We start from the raw sequence: 16,056 nt of genomic DNA on the forward strand, positions 1-16,056 counted from the left end.
CCGGGCTACACGCCGCAAAAGGCCTACTCCGCCGCGGTCACCGGCACCTTGGCGCCTTGGCCGTAGCGTTGCTCGATGTAGTCGATCACGAGGGCCTTGAAGTCGGCGGAGATGGTCGGGCCGCGCAGGGTGCGGAATTTCTTGCCGTCGACGAACACCGGGGCAGCCGGCGCCTCGCCCGTGCCCGGCAGCGAGATGCCGATATTGGCGTGCTTGGATTCGCCAGGGCCGTTGACGATGCAGCCCATCACCGCGACGTTGAGCTCTTCCACGCCGGGATATTTCGTCTTCCAGGTCGGCATCTCGTCGCGGATGAAACCCTGGATCGAGCTGGCCAGTTCCTGGAACGTAGTTGAAGTGGTGCGGCCGCAGCCGGGGCATGCCGCAACCAGCGGCACGAAGGTGCGGAAGCCCATGGTCTGCAAGAGCTCCTGACCGACCTGCACCTCACGGGTGCGGTCGCCGCCGGGCTCCGGCGTCAGCGAGATACGGATGGTGTCGCCGATGCCCTGCTGCAACAGGATGCCGAGCGCGGCCGAGGACGCCACGATGCCCTTGGTGCCCATGCCGGCCTCGGTCAGGCCGAGGTGGATCGCGTAGTCGGAACGGCTGGCGAGATCCTGGTAGACCGCGATCAGATCCTGCACGGCCGAGACTTTGGCCGAGAGGATGATGCGATTCTTCGGCATGCCGAGCTCTTCGGCGCGCGCGGCCGAGAGCAGCGCGGACTGCACCATGGCTTCGCGCGTCACCGCGCGCACATCGCGCGGATCGGCGGACGCGGCGTTCTCGTCCATCAGCTTGGTCAGCAGCTCCTGGTCGAGCGAGCCCCAATTGGCGCCGATGCGTACCGGCTTGTTGTTCTTGTTGGCGATCTCGATGATGTCGGCGAACTGGGTGTCGCGCTTGTCCTTGAAGCCGACATTGCCGGGATTGATGCGATATTTGGCGAGCGCCTCGGCGCAGGCCGGATAGGCCGCGAGCAGCTTGTGGCCGATATAGTGGAAGTCGCCGATCAGCGGCGTGGTGATGCCGCGCTTGAGCAGGCCGTCGCGGATGTGCGGGACGGCGGCGGCGGCCTCCTCACGGTCCACGGTGATGCGGACCATTTCGGAGCCGGCGCGGGCGAGCGCTGCGACCTGGGCGATGGTGCCGTCGATATCGGCGGTGTCGGTGTTGGTCATCGACTGCACGACGATCGGCGCGCCGCCGCCGACGGCGACGTCGCCGACCTTGACCTGGGTGGTCTTATGCCGGGGCGCAGGGCCCGCAACGTCGGAATCGATGGTGTTTTCGAGCTTGTTCATGGCGTCCAAATATCAGGTTTTGGTGACGTTCAGCAATGCATCGCGCGGCGCCGCAGCGGATTGACTGGGACGGTTAACCAGAAAAAGCCCAGCAATGACAAGGACGGCGGCAGCCCCGAATGTCAGGTTCAGCGTGTCGTGCATGATGAAATAACTACCCACCACGCCAAACAAAGGGGTGATGAAGGTAAAAGCCGACAATTTGCTGGCCGAATAGGTCTTCACCAGCGCGAACCAAAGCGTGAACGTGGTTCCCACGACCCAGATCGCCTGGAAGGCCATCAGGCCCAGCGACAGCGGCGACGGGGTGTGCGGGATGGTTTCCCCGAACAGCCAGGCGGCCAGCCCCAGGATCGGGATCGAGGTCGCGACCTGGTAGCCCAGCGCCTTCTCGGGCGCCGCGAAGCGCAGCCGGGTGCCCTTGGCAACCAGCGTGGTCGCCGCCCACAGCGCGGCGCCGCCGACGATCATGAGGTCGCCGAGCAGGACATGCGAATCGACGTTGGGCTGCGGCACCCCGATCGCGAGTGCGACACCGGCAAAGCTGATGGCGAGCCCCAGCCATTGCGTCCCCCCAAGCCGCTCGTCGAGCACCTGGTAGGAGCCGAGCGCGACGAAGAACGGCGCGGTGTAGAGGAACACGACTGCCCGCGATGCCGGTGTGAAGCGCAGGCCCTGGAAGATCAGCACGAACTCGATGCCGAACATCAGTCCCGCGATCACGCCGGGCTTCCAGGTGCCGTCGCGTTCGAAGAATTTAACGCCGCGCAAGCTGCCGATGATGAACAGCACCGGCAGCGCGCCCATCGAACGGAACGTGGCCTGAAGCATCGGCGGGATGTCCGGCAGCACCAGTTTCACCGCGATCTGGTTGAATCCCCAGGTCAGGCACAGCATGAGCATCAGGGCGATGGCGCCGGCACTGAGGGGACGACCGGCGGACGGTATGGCTTGAGGTGAGGACATTTCTTCCTGAAAAACCGGCTTTGCGCCGTTGTTGCTCTAAGCAGCTTTCTGACAATGCGCGCAGACGCCCGTGATTTCCACCACGGACAATTTGGGAGCGAAGCCTGAGCTGCGCGCGGCGGCGTTGAGGTCCTTGGCGAAGGATGCCGACGGAATCTCGCCGACCAGGCCACAGCGCTCGCAGATCAGGAACGTCACCGCCGAGGTCGCGTCGTGGTCGTGAGCGGCGCAGGCGAGATAGGCGTTGCGGCTTTCGATGCGGTGCACGAGGCCGTTGGCCATCAGGAAATCGAGAGCACGATAGACCGTGATCGGCGCCGGCCGCGGCATCGATTTCGCCAGCTCGTCGATCACCTCATAGGCGCCGAGCGGCCGGTGACTCGAGAGCAGCGCCCCCAATACATGGCGGCGTATCGGCGTGAATTTCTGCGCGCGCTCTCCGCAAACGGCCTCGGCATGCGCCAGCGCATCCGCGGTACAGCGGCCGTGATCGTGATCGGGCGCGGGAAATGCCGGTTTTGCGAGGGTCATGCGACCGGCGTTCTACCATTTCGAAAGGGGAACCCAAAGCAGGACCGGCGATGCGGCCATCAGCCATGCTCGGCCTGCGGGACAGCGTCCCGCAAACCCGCCATGAAATAATCATAAGCTTGCTTATTATATTCCAAGCTTATTGGAGACCAAGCTCATGAGCCCAGGGCCCGTGGACCAGAACTTCCTGTTTACGCTCGCCGAGCTCTATCGCCTGCTCCGGGTCTATGCCGACAAGGAAGCTTCGCGCTTCGGCATCACCCGCGCGCAATGGGCGGTGCTGGCCAAGGTCGAGCGTAGCGAAGGCATGAAGCAGTCGGAACTCGCCGAGCTTCTCGAGGTGCAGCCGATCACGCTGACACGCCTGATCGACAAGCTCTGTGACAGCGACTGGATCGAGCGACGCAACGATCCTTCGGACCGCCGCGTCAAGCGGCTGTACCTGAAGAAGGCCGGGCGGCAATTGCTCGGGCGGATGAGCGGGCTGAAATCCGAGCTCACGGCCAACGCGCTCGACGGCATCACTCCGGCGGACGCCCACCGCCTCCTCACCCAACTCGAAACAATCAAGGAAAACGTGCGGTCCGCGATCCAGACCAGCGGAGCGGAACAAGCGCGTAAGGAGCAGCGCTATGGCTGATCAGGTTCTCAAATTCCAGCCCGAGCAGAAAATCGACGGCGGCAAGCCCACCAAGAAAGCCGGCACCAATCCGCGCCGCCGCCTGGTGGCGGGCCTGCGCCGTTATCGCCGCGTCCTGCTTCTGGTCGTGCTGCCGATCGTCGTCGCAGTTGCCGGCTTCACTTTCTATCTCAACGGCGGCCGTTACGTCGGCACCGACGACGCCTATGTCGGCGCGCAGAAGGTGCTGGTGACGCCCGATATCTCCGGCAAAATCCAGAAGGTTGTCGTCAAGGAGGGCCAGATCGTCAAGCACGGCGACGAGCTGTTCGAGATCGACCCCGCTCCGTTCCGTCATGCGCTGGAAGAAGCCAAAGCGCAACTCGCCCAGGCCCGCATCACCTATGACAATCTCGTTGCCAACATCAAGATCTACGGCGACATGCTCAACCTCGCCCAGCAGGGCGTCGACCTGAAGCAGCGCGACGTCGAGCGCAAGCAGGCGCTGGTAAAGAACAATTACGGCTCGCAGCTCGATCTCGATAACGCGTCGAATGCGCTGGTGACCGCCGGCGCGCAGGCGCAATACATCAAGCAGCAACTCTCCAATGCCAAGACCCAATTGCTCGGCAATCCCGAGTTGCCGCTGGAGCAATTCCCCGCCTACGCGCAAGCCAAAGCCAAGCTGGACGATGCCCAGCGCAACCTCGACCACACCGTGCTGCGCGCGCCGATGGATGGCGTGGCAACCCAGGTCGAACAGATTCAGCTCGGCCGCTACGTCGCCGCCGGCACGCCGGTGTTCTCCATCATCGACGTCGCCCATCCCTGGGTCGACGCCAATCCGAAGGAGAGCGACCTCACCTATGTCACCGAAGGACAGCCGGTCACGCTCGAGGTCGACGCGTTCCCGAACCATCTCTTCAAGGGCAAGATCGGCTCGCTCTCGCCCGGCACCGGCGCGCAATTCGCGATCCTGCCGCCGCAGAACGCCAGCGGCAATTTCGTCAAGGTGGTGCAGCGCGTGCCGATCCGCATCTATTTCGATGAGAGCGACAAATACGTGCGCAAGCTGAAGGCCGGCATGAGCGTCTACGCCACCATCGACACCGGCCACCGGCGCTCGCTCGCCGGCCTGCTCGGCCTGTCGGCGACCGCGAGCCAAGACAAAGATTCGGACAAAGACTGAGACAAGGACTGATCCGATGTCCGGCCCCAATGCCCATTTGATGGTTCCCGGCCTGCGCCGGAACATGGTGACGATCTGCGCCATGACGGCAACCATCATGCAGGCGCTGGACACCACCATCGCCAACGTCGCCCTGCCCTATATGCAGGGTACGCTGTCGGCTTCGCAGGACCAGATCAACTGGGTGCTGACCTCCTACATCGTCGCCGCCGCGATCATGACGGCACCGGTGGGCTGGATCGCCAACCGCTTCGGCCGCAAGCGCATCTTCATCATCTGCTCGGCCGGCTTCACCATGGCATCGGTGCTGTGCGGGCTTGCGCAGGACATCAACCAGATGGTGCTGTTCCGCCTGCTGCAAGGCGTGTTCGGCGCGGCGCTAGTGCCATTGTCGCAATCGGTGATGCTCGACTATTACACGCTCCAGGAACGCGCCAAGGCGATGTCGATCTGGGGCATGGGCGTGATGATGGGGCCGATCATGGGCCCCTCGCTCGGCGCCTGGCTGACCGAGACTTATTCCTGGCACTGGGTGTTCTTCGTCAATCTGCCGTTCGGCGCGATCACCGTGATCGGGCTGATCATCTTCATGGACGAGACGCGGAAAGATCTCAGTCTCAAGTTCGACTGGTTCGGCTTCGCGGCGCTGGCGGTCGCGATCGGCTCGCTTCAGCTCGCGCTCGACCGCGGCGAGCAATTGGGCTGGCTCGAATCGGGTGAGATCCTTGCGGAGTTCATCGTCTCGGCCGTCGCCTTCTACTTCTTCATCGCCCACTCCTTCACCACCTCGACGCCGTTCATCCGCTTCGCGCTCTTCAGGGATCGCAACTTCGTCACCGGCTGCATGTTCATGGTCGTGATGGGGCTCGTGCTGTTCTCGACCATGGCGCTGGCCTCGCCCTATATGCAGAACGTGATCGGCTATCCCATCATCACCGCGGGCCTGCTGCTGGCGAGCCGCGGCTTCGGCACCTTCTTCGCCATGATGCTGGTCGGCCGCATGATGCGTTATGTCGAGGCCCGTACGCTGATCATCACGGGCCTGACGCTGACCGCCGGCTCGCTGTTCCAGATGACCGGCTGGACCGATTTGACCCAGGTGCCGGAGATCGTGACCGTCAGCGTCATCCAGGGCTTCGGCTTCGGCCTTGTCTTCGTGCCGTTATCGACGGTGGCGTTCCTGACCTTGTCGAATGAGCTACGCACCGACGGCACCGCGATGCTGACCCTGATGCGCAACGTCGCGAGCTCGGTGGGCATTTCCGTCGTCATCGCCCAGCTGACGCAGGGCACGCGGCGGACCTACGCGATCCTGTCCGAGCATATCAATCCATTCAACCACGCGCTCCAGATGCCCAGCGTCAGCGGCATGATCAATCTCTCCACCGACGCCGGCCGCGCCATGGCCGATCGCATGGTCAGCGTGCAGGCGCAGATCATCGCCTTTGCGCACGACTACCAGCTGGTGATGTTCTTCATCCTCTGCACCATCCCGCTCGCCCTGCTGATCGGCTCGACCAAGGCCACCCTGCGCAAGCAGGCGGCCGGGCCGGAACATGCGGTGATGGAGTAACGTGGGTCACAACTTCCGCCGTCGTCCTGGACAAGCGCAGCGCAGATCCAGGACCCATTACCCCAGGGAGGAGTTTGGTGGTAAGTCGTGGTTACCAGCCTCGCGCCACAACCTTTCCCTGGGGTAATGGGTCCTGGCTTTCGCCAGGATGACACCGGTTTATCGCGTGAGCAGTTACAACAATTCCTCGCAACCCAAATCCTCGACCGCCATCATCACGCGCTCCAGATTATTCCACCAGACGACCTCTGGGGTGTTGACGCTCCATTGCCAAACCGGCTTCGTGATGTGCCAGAGCACCGACCAGCGATAGTCTTGGTCCAGCGCGCCGCGTGTGTAGCCGGCGACACCGTACGCGATCAGCGTCTCATAGTAGCGGTTGAGCAGCGCCCGTTCGAGTGCCTGCCGGCGTTCCGGATACCATTGGGTCGCCATCATGTAGGCGAGATCGCTCGTAGGCACACCGATGCGCCACCGGTCGAAATCAAAAATGCGTACGCTATCGGCGACGCCGGCGCGCGGCACCAGGAAATTCCAGCAATGCGCGTCGCCGTGGACGACGGTCACGTTGCGGTGCGAATGGTAGCGCTGGAGCAGGTGGCCCGACTGGTCGATGAAGCGCCGGTAGAGGATTCGGCGCTCTTCGCTGAGGCGGTCGCCGAGCAGATCGGCGAAGCGGTCGTAATGGCCGGCGAAGGTCTCCATCTGCCTCACGCTTTCGTCGACGCTTGACCAGGAGCCGACAGCCTCACCAAGGCTGGCATGATCCCACCACGCACCGTGCCAGCGCGCGAGTGCGGTGACGATCGCCGTTGCCCGATCGCGCGAAGGCGGCAGCGGCCAAGCTGCCGCGATCTCATGGCTGCCGGTGAGATCTTCGAGCAGCAGATGCCAGTCCTGGCTCTCCTCGTCGAAATGGCCATCGTAGCAGCGCGGTACGATCTGCGACGGCATATTCGGTGCAAGATGAGTGTAGAAGGCCACTTCCTGCCGACCGGAATTGGCCAACGTCTTGGCGTAGGTCGGATGCGGCATCTTGAGGATCACGGAGGGCGGTGCCCCGGCGGATTCCCCGACATAACGCAGCCCAAGGCGGATGACCTGTGACACCATGGCCGGGTGCTGATGCAGCACCTTCACTTCGCGCACTGCGCCGGCGTCCAGTACGCCACTCCTACGCAGCGCAGCTGTCAGTTGGGCGGGCTCAACGACCGCCGGCAATTGTGGAGGTGTCATGAACCACGATGCCCCTGTCCCGCGTCATACTGCACGATCACGGCCGCAGGCGCCAGCGAACGACGTCGCGCCCGGCTCAGGCCGCCGCTGTCGAGTCGCGCACCGTCCGGACCACGACCGACCGGAGCTGTTCGAGATTGGCCGCCATGCCGGCGATCGCCTGCCTGACCTCCGCGGCGCGCTCGTTCACGGAGGCGGCGTCGCGGCTGACATCACCGATCTTGGCCGAGACCTCCTTGGCCGCGGAAGCCGATTCGGAGATCGACCGCGTGATCTCTCGCGTCGCGGCGTCCTGCTCTTCCATCGCGGCGGCAACCGAGGTGGCGACGCCGTCGATCTCGACGATGTGGCCTCCCATGGTTTCGACGGCATCGACTGCGGCCTGCGTCGAGGCCTGGATCTCGGCAATCAGCCGCGCGATCTCCTCGGTGGATTTGGCGGTCTGGTCGGACAGGGATTTCACTTCGGCGGCGACCACCGCGAAGCCACGGCCTGCCTCCCCGGCCCGCGCCGCCTCGATCGTGGCGTTGAGTGCCAGCAGATTGGTCTGGCCGGCGATGCCGCCGATGAGGTCGGAGACCTCGGCGATCTTCTTCACCGATCCAGCCAGCGTCTGGATGGTCGAGCGCGCCTGTTCCCGACCGGCGACCGCCGATTTTGTAACCGTGCTGGTCCGCGCGACCTGGGTTGCGATCTCGCGGATCGAAGCACTGAGTTCTTCCGCTGCGGCCGAGACGGTCTGCGAGCTGCCGAGGGCCTGGGTCGAGGCGGCTGCGACCGCCTGCGACTGTGTCGAGAGCGACCTTGCGATCTCGGACAGACTGGAGGCGGCACGCTCCACGCCTTGCGTCGCCGCGCTCGCGGTGTCGACCGAGCGGCCGGTCTCGCGCTCGACGGTTTCGGCCATCTGGTGCAGGGCCCCGCGCTTGGCGAGCGCCGCCTCATGCTCCTTCTGCAACTGCTCCTCGCGCAGCCGGGAATTCTCGACCGCCGCCTGCTTGAACACCAGGAGCGCGCCCGCCATCGAGCCGACCTCGTCCTGCCGATGCGCGAAAGGAATGTCGGCGGCGAGATCGCCGGTCGCGAGCTTTTGCATCGTGCTGGTCATGCGCACGATCGGGCGCATCACGCCGAGAGCGACGCCGAGCAGGCCCGCCGCAATGAAGGCGAGGACGGCGGCGGAGACGCCGAGGAGGATATAAAGCATGGAGCTGTCGCGGTCCGCGGCCAGCTTCTCCATGTCGGCATTCTGCTTGTTGGCGCTCTCGACGATGCTGTCGATGACGGCGCGGTGCGCGGTGTAGGCATCCTTGAGCTGCGCGTAGGCGCGCTCGGAGCCGGCCGTGTCCTTGGACTTGAGGGCGGGGAGGAGCTGGTCGGACAACAGCTTCCAGAACTTCTGCACCTCGGCGTCGGATTTCGACACCAGGGCCGTCTTCAGGTCGGCCGAGAGGCTGGAGGTGACCCAGAATGCCTTGCGCTCGTCGTAGTCCTTGCGGAGCTGGACCAGGCGTTCGCCATGGGCCGCAAGCTGGTCGGGCTCGCGCATGGCGAGCGTGGCCTCGAGATAGGCCTCGATCACATATTCCGGCGGCGGCAGAATGTCGGCGATGAGGTCATTGCCCAGCTTGATGTCGGAATAGAGCGGACCGCCGACCTTGAGCTCTTTCAAGGCGTAAAGGCTGGTGGAGACCACGGCGGTGAAACCGATCGCCAGAACGACGCCGAAAGCAATGATTGCGGAAGAAAGCGAAAGGCGAATTTTCATGGAATAATCCAATGGGGCCGCGCCGAATCCCACGGACCCTAGAGGATTACGGTAAACACGGGATTGCTTCGCGCAGAAATTGCATCGCGCGAGCTCCGAAAAAATACGGGAAACGGCGTCAGGTGAACGGTTTCGGGCAGCGAAATCAGGCCCGTCCTCCGCTGTCGTCCCGGATCGGCGCTCCGCCTGACCGGGACGACGCTGGGGTCACACGTCGAAAAACACCGTCTCGTTGTCGCCCTGGAGCCGCAGGTCGAGCCGGTACACCGGCTTGCCGGCCTCGCGCACGGCCGTCAGCGTGGCGCGGCGGTCGGCCGGCACCACCGCCAGCACGGGATCGGCAGCATTGCCGGCCTCGTCGCTGAAATAGATGCGGGTATAGAGATGCCGCAGCATGCCGCGGCCGAACACCGCAAGCAGGATATGCGGTGCCTGCGGCTTGCCGTCGGGATCGGGCACCGCGCCCGGCTTGATGGTTTCAAAGGAATAATTGCCGTCCTTGTCGGTGCCGCAGCGGGCAAAGCCACGGAAGCTCGCATTCGGCAGCGCGCGTTTGTCCTGCGGATCGGCGAAGCGCCCCTGCGCATCGGCCTGCCAGATCTCCAGCATGGCATCGGGCACGGCGACGCCATCGCCGTCGAACACGCGGCCCTCGATGCGGACACGCTCGCCGGTGACGTCGGGCGTTAGCGTCGAGTTGGTAAACGCGTCATTCCAGGCGTACTCGCCGGTCGGCGTCAGGCCGTATTTGAAGAACGGGCCGACGGTCTGCGACGGCGTGATCCCATTGTCCTGCACTTAATGGTTCTCCATAGGGGTGGCGTTCTTGCCGCGCAGCACGACATCAAAGCGGTAGCACAGCGCCCATTCGGGTTGGGTGTTCTCGAGATCGAACGATGACACCATCCGCGCCCGCGCCTTTTCGTCCGGCACCGAATTGAAGATCGGATCGAACGGGAATAGCGGATCGGCCGGGAAGTACATCTGCGTCACGAGACGCGTGACAAAGGAATGGCCGAACACCGAGAGGTGGATGTGGGCGGGACGCCAGGCGTTATGATGGTTGCCCCACGGATAGGCGCCGGGCTTGATGGTGACGAAGCGGTAATAGCCCGCAGCATCGCTGACAGTGCGGCCCGCGCCCGTAAAGTTCGGATCGAGCGGCGCCGGATGCTGGTCGCGGACGTGAACGTAACGGCCGCAGGAATTGGCCTGCCAGATCTCGACCAGCGAGTTCGGCACGCCGCGGCCGTCCTCGTCGCGCACATGGCCGTGCACGATGATGCGTTCGCCGAGCGGCTCGCCGGTGTGTTGGGTGGTGAGGTCGCTGTCGCCCTCGCGCACGGTCTCATGGCCGTAGACCGGGCCGGTCAGCTCCGACAGCGTATGGCGCATCGGGATCAAGGGCTTGTTCGGCGCGCGCTTGATCGAGCTCTTGTACTCGGGCGACAGCGGCAGCGGATGCGCCGTGTTGCTGTCGACGGGATAGATCAATGTCATTGGCGAACTCCTCCCCGGCCTTTTTCCGACCGGTCAACGCTTCCGCCAATCATTATAGGATATAACTAATTGGGGGAAGCGGCTTTGAGCCCTATTTGATCGGCGGACGCGGCAGGACGGCCTCGCCGGCTTCGAGCCGGTAGACATGGTCGAGCGAATACCATGGCGTCGCGACGTCGCGCTCGCTCGGATGTGGCGTGTCATGGCGCAGGAACTTGCCGATCAGCGCCTTGGTCACGCCGAACTGCACGTCGCTGTCGATATGCGGATCGGCGGGGTCGTAGACCTGCGAGATCAGCACCTTGAATCCGGGCTTGAAGATCAACGCATGCAGGTGCGCGGGACGATAGGGATGCCGGCCTTGCGCCTCCAGAAGGCGGCCGACCACGCCGTCGGTCGGAATGGGATAGCCGACCATCATCACGGAGCGGAAAGAGAAGGCTCCGTCGTGGTCGGTCGTAAACTTGCCGCGCAGGTTCATGTCGGCCTGCTCGGGGTCTTGGTTTTCATAGAGACCCACGGGCGATGCGTGCCAGACATCGACCTCGGCGCCGGCGACGGGACGGCCGTCCTTGTCCACGACGCGGCCGTTGACGAACAGCGGCGCGCCCGGCGTCTCGGAGCGGACGATCGATCCCCCATTTTCCACCCGCGGCGAGTTCAATCGCCAGAACGGTCCGAGCAGCGACTGGTCGGTTTCCGTGTTGCCCTGGTCGCCGTTGTTCAGCAGGCACACCAGCGGCGAGACGCCGAGCGAGCCTGCCATCAGCACGACCTCGTTATGCGTGTCGGTCGAGAGCTTGCCGAGCTCGGCGATGACAGCCGTGGCGTCGCGAAACTCTTTCTCCGTCAGGCGAACGTCGCGGACGAAGGCATGCAGGTGCTTGACCAGAGAGACCATGATCTGGCGCAGCCGCGGATCTGACGTCCGCTCCATCACCGCCAATGCCGCGGCCGTGACGTCCTGCTCGCTCGCGATGATCATGGCACGGTTTTCTCCCTGTCGTTCCGGGGCAGCCCGAGGGCTGAACCCGGAATCTCGAGATCCCGGGTTCGGTGCAAATGCCCCGCCCCGGGATGACGGCACGCTGCGCGTCTCGTCAATTCAGCTTCTCGATCGCGACAGCCACGCCCTGGCCGACGCCGACGCACATGGTGGCGAGCGCCAGCTTGCCGCCGCGCTTCTCCATGCCGTGCACGGCGGTGAGCGCGAGGCGCGCGCCGCTCATGCCGAGGGGATGACCGAGTGCGATCGCGCCGCCATGCGGATTGACGAAATCGGCATCGTCGGCAACGCCGAGCTGGCGCATGCAGGCGATACCCTGCGAGGCGAAGGCTTCGTTGAGCTCGATCAGGTCGAAATCGCTGATCTTCTTGCCGAGACGCTCCATCAGCTTGCGGGTGGCCGGCACCGGGCCGATGCCCATGATGCGCGGCGGCACGCCGGCCGAGGCGAGGCCGAGGATGCGCGCGCGGGGTGTCAGGCCGTGCTTCTTCACGGCAGCCTCGGACGCCAGGATCATCGCGGCGGCGCCGTCATTGACGCCGGAGGCGTTGCCGGCGGTCACCGTGCCGGGATTGCGCACGATCGGCCTGAGCTTGGTCAGGGCTTCCAGCGTGGTCTCGGGACGCGGATGCTCGTCCTTGTCGACTGTAACAGGGCCGGCCTTGCCGCCGGGAATGGTGATCGGGATGATCTCCTCGGCGAAATAGCCGGCCGCGATCGCGGCGCCCGCGCGCTGCTGCGAGCGGATCGCGAAGGCGTCCTGATCGGCGCGCGAGACCTGGAATTCCTCGGCGACGTTCTCGCCGGTCTCGGGCATCGCGTCGACGCCATACTGCGCCTTCAGCAGCGGATTGATGAAGCGCCAGCCGATCGTGGTGTCGAAGATCTCAGCCGAGCGCGAGAACGCTTCCTGCGCCTTGCCCATCACGAAGGGCGCGCGCGTCATGGATTCGACGCCGCCGGCAATCGCAAGCTCGATCTCGCCGGAGCGGATGGCGCGGCCGGCGGCACCGACCGCATCGAGACCGGAGGCACAGAGCCGGTTCAGGGTCTGGCCTGGAACCGAATCCGGCAGGCCCGCAAGCAGGAGCGCCATGCGTGCAACGTTGCGGTTGTCCTCGCCGGCCTGGTTGGCACAGCCGAAGAAGACCTCGTCAACCTGTGCCCAGTCGAGATTGGGGTGCTTGGCCATCAGAGCCTTGATCGGGGCCGCCGCAAGGTCGTCGGCACGCACCTTGGCGAGCGAGCCGCCAAAACGGCCGATCGGGGTCCGCACGGCATCGCAGATAAAGACGTCACGCATCGTTGTTCTCCCTGAATGCCGCGATCCGGCCTAAATTCTTCAATGTCGGCGGAGTTTTAGGAGGGTGCCCGCGGGAGGTCAATTGACCGATACGCGCGTGTTCCTGGGGGTGCGCACGCGAGTTGCGCATGCCGCGGTGCGGACAACGTGGAAAACCTCCCCTCCCCGGCCAAAGCGATAGGAGCGCGGGGCGAAATTTTGTAGGTTGCGCCGCCCATGACAATGCAACAACCGATCCCTGTACCGCCCCCCGACGATACGCCCGCGCCGCAGGCGGAAGCTGCCGCGCGCGTGACGCCGATGATGGAACAGTACCTTGAAATCAAGGCGGCGCATCAGGGCCTCTTGCTGTTTTACCGGATGGGCGACTTTTACGAGCTGTTCTTCGAGGACGCAGAGATCGCCTCCAGGACACTCGGCATCGTCCTGACCAAGCGCGGCAAGCATCAAGGCGCCGATATCCCGATGTGCGGCGTGCCAGTCGAGCGCTCCGAGGATTATCTGCACCGGCTGATCGTCGCCGGGCACCGGGTCGCGGTGTGCGAGCAGACCGAGGATCCCGCCGCCGCCAAGGCGCGCGGCAACAAGAGTGTCGTGCGCCGCGGCGTGGTGCGCCTGGTCACGCCGGGCACGCTGACCGAGGACACGCTGCTCGACGCGCGCGCCAACAATTACCTGCTGGCGCTCGCGCGCGCGCGCTCGTCTGCGGGCGGTGACCGCTTTGGCCTCGCCTGGATCGACATCTCGACCGCCGAATTCACGGTGACGGAATGTTCGGGCGGCGAACTTGCCGCGACGCTGGCACGCATCAATCCGAACGAGGTGATCGTCACCGACGCGCTCTATAACGATCGCGAGCTCGGACAGACTCTGCGCGAGCTGCCGGCGGTGACGCCGCTGACCCGCGACGTCTTCGACGGCGCCACCGCCGAGAAGCGGCTATGCGACTATTTTGCCGTCGCGACCATGGACGGACTGTCCCAGCTGACGCGGCTGGAAGCCACTGCCGCCGCCGCCGCCGTCACCTATGTCGACCGCACCCAGGTCGGCAAACATCCGCCGCTGTCGCCGCCCGCGCGCGAAGCCTCGGGCGCGACCATGGCGATCGATCCCGCCACCCGTGCCAATCTCGAACTGACGCGGACCTTGGCCGGAGAACGCCGCGGCTCGCTGCTCGATGCGATCGACTGCACGGTGACCTCGGCCGGCTCGCGCCTGCTGGCGCAGCGGCTTGCCGCGCCGCTGACCGATGCGGCGGCGATTGCGCGGCGGCTCGATGCCGTCGGCAGCTTCGTTGCTGACTCGGCCGCGCGCGAGGACATTCGCAGCATCCTGCGCGGCGCCCCCGACATGTCGCGAGCGCTGGCCCGTATATCCGTCGGCCGCGGCGGGCCGCGCGACCTCGCCGGCCTGCGCGACGGCATCATCGCCGCCGACCAGGTGCTGACGCGGCTTGACGAACTCGACCAGCCGCCGCAGGAGATCGCCGTGGTGATGGCGGCGCTGCAAAGGCCATCGCGCGAGCTCGCGGCGGAATTCGCCAGGGCGCTCGACGATCAACTGCCGCTGATCAAGCGCGACGGCGGGTTCGTTCGCCAAGGCTATGAGCCTGCGCTGGACGAAACGCGAAACCTCCGCGACGCCTCACGCCTGGTGGTGGCCTCGATGCAGGCGCGCTACGCCGACAACACGGGTGTGAAGGGTCTCAAAATCCGGCACAACAACGTGCTCGGCTATTTCGTCGAGGTCACCGCGCAGCACGGCGACAAGCTGATGTCGGCGCCGCTGAACGCAACCTTCATCCACCGCCAGACGCTGGCCGGCCAGGTCCGCTTTACCACCTCGGAACTGGGAGAGATCGAAGCCAAGATCGCCAATGCCGGCGACCGCGCACTCGGACTCGAGCTCGAAATTTTCGAGCGGCTCTGCGCCAAGGCTCTGGCAATCAGCGAGGAGCTGCGCGCCGCCGCCCACGCCTTTGCGCTGCTCGACGTCGCGACGTCGCTGGCCAAGCTGGCGATCGACGAGAACTATGTGCGGCCCGAGGTGGACGCGTCTCTCGGCTTTGCCATCGAGGCGGGTCGCCATCCGGTGGTCGAGCAGGCCTTGAAGCGCAATGGCGAGCCGTTCATCGCCAATGCCTGCGATCTCTCGCCGGGCCCTGCGCAAAAGTCCGGCCAGCTCTGGTTGCTGACCGGTCCGAACATGGCGGGCAAATCGACCTTCCTGCGCCAGAACGCGCTGATTGCGCTGCTTGCCCAGATCGGCAGCTTCGTGCCGGCGACACGCGCGCGGATCGGCATCATCGATCGCCTGTTCTCGCGTGTCGGCGCTGCCGACGATCTCGCCCGCGGCCGTTCCACCTTCATGGTCGAGATGGTCGAGACCGCCGCGATCCTGAACCAGGCCGGCGAGCGCGCGCTCGTGATCCTCGATGAAATCGGCCGCGGCACTGCGACCTTCGACGGCCTCTCGATCGCCTGGGCCGCGATCGAGCATCTGCACGAGAGCAATCGTTGCCGCACGCTGTTCGCGACGCATTATCACGAGCTGACGGCGCTCTCCGCAAGACTGCCGCGGATGTTCAACGCGACCGTGCGGGTGAAGGAATGGCAGGGCAACGTCGTGTTCCTGCACGAGGTGTTGCCGGGTTCGGCCGATCGCTCTTACGGCATTCAGGTCGCCAAGCTCGCCGGCCTGCCACCGGCCGTGATCACGCGCGCGAAATCGGTGCTGGCGAAGCTGGAAGCCCAGGACCGCGGTCAGACGGCGCGCGCGCTGGCCGACGATCTGCCGCTGTTCGCGGTGCCCTCGCGCGCCGCCGCAGAAGCCGCCCCGCCGAGCGAAGCCGAACTGCTGATGGACGCGGTGAAGGCGCTGCATCCGGACGAGATGTCGCCGCGCGAAGCACTGGACGCGCTGTATGCTTTGAAGGCCAAGCTGCCGAAGGCATGAGGTGCCGTGGGGTGGGTTAGCCGAAGGCGTAACCCACCACATACGTCACCGCAGAAACAAAAGAGGTGGGTTAACCTCCGCTAACCCACCCAACCGTTACCAG

At 65.1% G+C, this 16,056-nt stretch carries 13 protein-coding genes; 4 read left to right on the forward strand and 9 right to left on the reverse strand.

What is annotated here, in order from left to right; genetic code table 11:
• Positions 1 to 23 precede the first annotated feature (23 nt).
• The 3 genes from ispG to AC0L3A_RS15240 are packed head-to-tail and all read right to left on the reverse strand — an operon-like array spanning position 24 to position 2,804.
• Positions 24 to 1,307, reverse strand: coding sequence for a flavodoxin-dependent (E)-4-hydroxy-3-methylbut-2-enyl-diphosphate synthase (gene ispG / locus AC0L3A_RS15230; RefSeq protein WP_007598128.1), 1,284 nt, complete (start codon positions 1,305 to 1,307; stop codon positions 24 to 26).
• Positions 1,308 to 1,319: 12 nt separating this feature from the next.
• Positions 1,320 to 2,273, reverse strand: coding sequence for a DMT family transporter (locus tag AC0L3A_RS15235; RefSeq protein WP_219679767.1), 954 nt, complete (start codon positions 2,271 to 2,273; stop codon positions 1,320 to 1,322).
• 36 nt (positions 2,274 to 2,309) lie between these two features.
• Positions 2,310 to 2,804 (reverse strand): Fur family transcriptional regulator, encoded by a 495-nt coding sequence (locus AC0L3A_RS15240; RefSeq protein WP_007598132.1) that lies wholly within the window; start codon positions 2,802 to 2,804, stop codon positions 2,310 to 2,312.
• Between the two features lie 157 nt (positions 2,805 to 2,961).
• On the opposite strand from AC0L3A_RS15240, the gene AC0L3A_RS15245 reads away from it, so the two are divergent.
• From AC0L3A_RS15245 to AC0L3A_RS15255, 3 genes are read left to right on the forward strand one after another with little or no spacing between them, the layout of a single operon-like run.
• Positions 2,962 to 3,444: a MarR family winged helix-turn-helix transcriptional regulator gene (locus AC0L3A_RS15245; protein ID WP_007598134.1), complete on the forward strand. Its 483-nt coding sequence runs from the start codon at positions 2,962 to 2,964 to the stop codon at positions 3,442 to 3,444.
• Positions 3,437 to 4,612, forward strand: a complete 1,176-nt coding sequence (locus AC0L3A_RS15250; RefSeq protein ID WP_007598136.1) for an HlyD family secretion protein — start codon at positions 3,437 to 3,439, stop codon at positions 4,610 to 4,612. Before AC0L3A_RS15245 ends, AC0L3A_RS15250 begins: the two co-directional genes overlap by 8 nt.
• 16 nt (positions 4,613 to 4,628) lie before the next feature.
• A complete protein-coding gene (locus tag AC0L3A_RS15255) occupies positions 4,629 to 6,185 on the forward strand; it encodes an MDR family MFS transporter (RefSeq protein WP_007598138.1) in 1,557 nt (518 codons plus the stop codon).
• Between the two features lie 174 nt (positions 6,186 to 6,359).
• Here the strand turns inward: AC0L3A_RS15255 and AC0L3A_RS15260 are convergent, their stop codons facing one another.
• The 6 genes from AC0L3A_RS15260 to pcaF all read right to left on the reverse strand — a co-directional run bounded on the left by AC0L3A_RS15260 (position 6,360) and on the right by pcaF (position 12,998).
• A complete protein-coding gene (locus AC0L3A_RS15260) occupies positions 6,360 to 7,334 on the reverse strand; it encodes a phosphotransferase (protein WP_245285954.1) in 975 nt (324 codons plus the stop codon).
• Positions 7,335 to 7,497: 163 nt separating this feature from the next.
• Positions 7,498 to 9,189 (reverse strand): methyl-accepting chemotaxis protein, encoded by a 1,692-nt coding sequence (locus AC0L3A_RS15265; protein ID WP_007598141.1) that lies wholly within the window; start codon positions 9,187 to 9,189, stop codon positions 7,498 to 7,500.
• Positions 9,190 to 9,396: 207 nt separating this feature from the next.
• Positions 9,397 to 9,987 carry a protocatechuate 3,4-dioxygenase subunit alpha gene (pcaG, locus tag AC0L3A_RS15270; protein WP_007598143.1) on the reverse strand — a complete coding sequence of 197 codons (591 nt, stop codon included), beginning with the start codon at positions 9,985 to 9,987 and terminating at the stop codon, positions 9,397 to 9,399.
• A complete protein-coding gene (gene pcaH, locus AC0L3A_RS15275) occupies positions 9,988 to 10,689 on the reverse strand; it encodes a protocatechuate 3,4-dioxygenase subunit beta (protein WP_007598144.1) in 702 nt (233 codons plus the stop codon).
• A gap of 91 nt (positions 10,690 to 10,780) precedes the next feature.
• Positions 10,781 to 11,674 (reverse strand): dioxygenase family protein, encoded by an 894-nt coding sequence (locus tag AC0L3A_RS15280; RefSeq protein ID WP_007598146.1) that lies wholly within the window; start codon positions 11,672 to 11,674, stop codon positions 10,781 to 10,783.
• Positions 11,675 to 11,789: 115 nt separating this feature from the next.
• Complete coding sequence (gene pcaF, locus AC0L3A_RS15285; RefSeq protein WP_007598148.1) at positions 11,790 to 12,998, reverse strand: 3-oxoadipyl-CoA thiolase; 1,209 nt, start codon at positions 12,996 to 12,998, stop codon at positions 11,790 to 11,792.
• Positions 12,999 to 13,214: 216 nt separating this feature from the next.
• On the opposite strand from pcaF, the gene mutS reads away from it, so the two are divergent.
• Entirely contained in the window at positions 13,215 to 15,953 is a 2,739-nt protein-coding gene (mutS, locus tag AC0L3A_RS15290) for a DNA mismatch repair protein MutS (RefSeq protein WP_007598149.1), read from the forward strand.
• Positions 15,954 to 16,056 lie beyond the last annotated feature (103 nt).

It is taken from the genome of Bradyrhizobium sp. MI1.3 (assembly GCF_055811695.1).